At 41.8% G+C, this 2,898-nt stretch carries 2 protein-coding genes; both read left to right on the top strand.

Features of this window, described 5'->3' with window-relative positions:
* A partial coding sequence (locus tag AABI99_RS17890) for a hypothetical protein (RefSeq protein WP_338367473.1) occupies positions 1–1,650 on the top strand: 1,650 nt, incomplete at its 5' end.
* Positions 1,651–1,686: 36 nt separating this feature from the next.
* Positions 1,687–2,898: mannitol dehydrogenase family protein (locus tag AABI99_RS17895; RefSeq protein ID WP_338367474.1), on the top strand; the 1,212-nt coding region annotated here is incomplete at its 3' end.

Genomic DNA, 2,898 nt, shown 5'->3' on the forward strand with positions numbered 1-2,898 from the left:
CTTCATGGTTGGAAGCACTTTGCCGGCTTATACGCTGGTGAGCACGTTGCAGCCACCGAATTTGTTATTGGTGCAACCTTTGTTGCATTAGGCGCATCGACCATCGACATTTTATTAGGTCTATTAATTGGTAACCTATTAGCAATGTGTTCGTGGTGGTTAATTACTTCTCCAATTGCGGTAGAAACACGTTTAAGTTTATACAACTACCTAAATAAAATTGCGGGTAACTCAATGACCAAGCTTTATAACTGGGCAAACGTGGTCATATTTAGTGTGATATCCGCCGCGATGATCACGGTATCGGCAACCGCAGTGCGGTTTTTGTTTGATATACCCGCACAACTCGATTGGTATCCTAACAGCTTAGCATTTGTGGCCATTGTATTATCGGTTGGCTCTATAGTTGTATTTGTGGCTATGTATGGTTTTTCAACCGTTGCTGATTTTTCTAAAATTTGCGCGCCGTGGTTGTTTGTTATTTTTATAGCGGGCTCGTTTGCATTGTTTCCTGAGCTTTCTAATCATGTATTAGGGGTAACCACGCTAACAGGCTTTGACGACTTTATGGCAATAGGGGATTCATCAATCTGGACTGGTACCACTGCTGATGGCGAAAAAGGTATTGGCTTATTAGAGGTTATCGGTTTTGCATGGGCTGCAAACTCTATTACCCACTTTGGCTTAATTGATATGGCTATTTTTAGATTTGCCAAACGTAAAAGCTACGGTTTGTTTTCTGGCGTAGGTATGTTTTTTGGCCATTACTTAGCGTGGATCTCGGCCGGTATTATGGGCGCAGGTGTTGCGGTATTACTTAAAACCACTATTTCATCACTTGACCCAGGTGACGTTGCTTACCACGCATTAGGCTGGACGGGTTTTGTAATTGTAATTATTGCAGGCTGGACAACAGCTAACGCTAATCTTTACCGCGCAGGGCTTGCAGCACAGTCTATTTTTGTTGACCAATCGCGCGAGCGTACAACCGCCATTGTGGGTGTTGTAACCGTTATTATTGCGTGTTTCCCGTTTGTATTTTCGCAAATGTTACCACTACTTACTTACGCAGGATTATTAGTAGTGCCTGTGGGCGGTATTGTATTTGCTGAGCATGTTTTATTTCCTAAAATTGGTTTAACCCGTTACTGGGCTAAATATAAAAACATTACCCGTAGCGTTCCGGCTATTGCTTCTTGGGCGTTGGCACTTGTGTTTGGCTTTGGTTTAAATGCCATTGATGTAATGTCATTTTACTACCTATTTATTCCTACTTGGATATTCACCATTGTGGTTTACACGCTACTGGCTAAAAAGTACGGCGCAGGTGAAGATTACAGCAAAGAAATTGCAGCAGAAGAGCAAGAGCAAAAAGATATAAAAGCATATCAAGCAGAGCTTGCCAAAAATGTTAAAGCGCCTGTGGTAGATAACTCAATGCTTAGCAAAGTATTAAACACTATATCTACAGTTTCGTTATTGATTATTTTTGGCTTTGCCAGCCAGGTTATGTTTTTTAGTGACAGTATGAGTATTTATGCAGGACACAAAACGCAGTTTGAAATTGCCTGTTTTGTTTGCACCATCATTTATTTTGCAACCGCTTATTGGTCGCTTCAGCGCCATAAAGCACTCAATACTGCATCTTAATTTAAATTTTTATTATTGTTTTAGTAAGGCCGCACCATGACGCAACACCAGCACACTGACGCTCTAGTTAAAGGGCTAAACCAACAAAGCTTGGCAACTATGCCAAGCCATGTAGATACACCAAACTACGACCGCAGTAAGCTAAAAGCCGGTATAGTGCATATTGGTGTGGGCGGTTTTCACCGTGCTCACCAAGCCGTATACGTTAATGAGCTTTTAAAAAAGCCAGGTGCTGAACAATGGGGTATTTGTGGTGTTGGCTTATTAGAAGGTAATCGTGGTCTACGCGATATTTTAAAGCAGCAAGACTATCTTTATACGCTAACGGTAAGACACCCAAATGGGCAGATAGATAACAAAGTTATTGGCTCTATGATTGACTTTTTGTTTGCCCCAGAGGATAAACAAGCGGTTATTAATAAGCTTGCGCACAGCGATACACACATAGTGTCGTTAACGATTACCGAAGGCGGTTATAACTTTAACCCAGTAACGGGTGAGTTTGACTACTCAAACCCAGACATTATTAACGACATTAATAACCCGAACGACCCAATCACAGCGTTTGGTTACATTACTGCAGCGCTTAAATTACGTAAAGAACAAGGTCTTGATGCGTTTACAGTGCAGTCGTGCGATAACATTCAGCATAACGGTAATGTAACGCGCAAAATGCTACTTGCCTTTGCAGCCGAGCAAGATAAAGAGCTAAGCGAGTGGATTGCTAATAACGTTACTTTTCCTAATGCAATGGTTGACCGTATTACACCAGTGTCTAAAAAGAGCGATATTGACTACGTTGTTGATGCATACGGTGTGAGTGATGAATGGCCAATTACCTGTGAGTCGTTTACGCAATGGGTTATTGAAGACTCATTTTGCTGTGGGCGCCCGGATTGGGATAGCGTTGGCGCACAATTTGTAAGTGACGTAACCCCTTTTGAGACCATGAAAATACGCTTATTAAACGCAGGCCACTCGGTACTGGGCTTATTAGGCTCTGTACATGGCTACGGCACTATAGACGAAACAGTATCAGACCCTTTATTTGCAAAGTATTTACGTGCGTTTATGGATAAAGAAGTAACGCCTAACCTAGCGCAACTAGAAGGCATTGACCTAGAAATCTATAAAGACACGCTTATTGAGCGCTTTGCTAACCCAAATATTAAAGACAGCTTATCGCGTATTTGTTCAGAAAGCGCAGCTAAGCTACCTAAGTTTTTAATTGCCACTATTAACGAAAAC

This window comes from uncultured Pseudoalteromonas sp. (assembly GCF_963922945.1).
Taxonomy (GTDB): domain Bacteria; phylum Pseudomonadota; class Gammaproteobacteria; order Enterobacterales; family Alteromonadaceae; genus Pseudoalteromonas.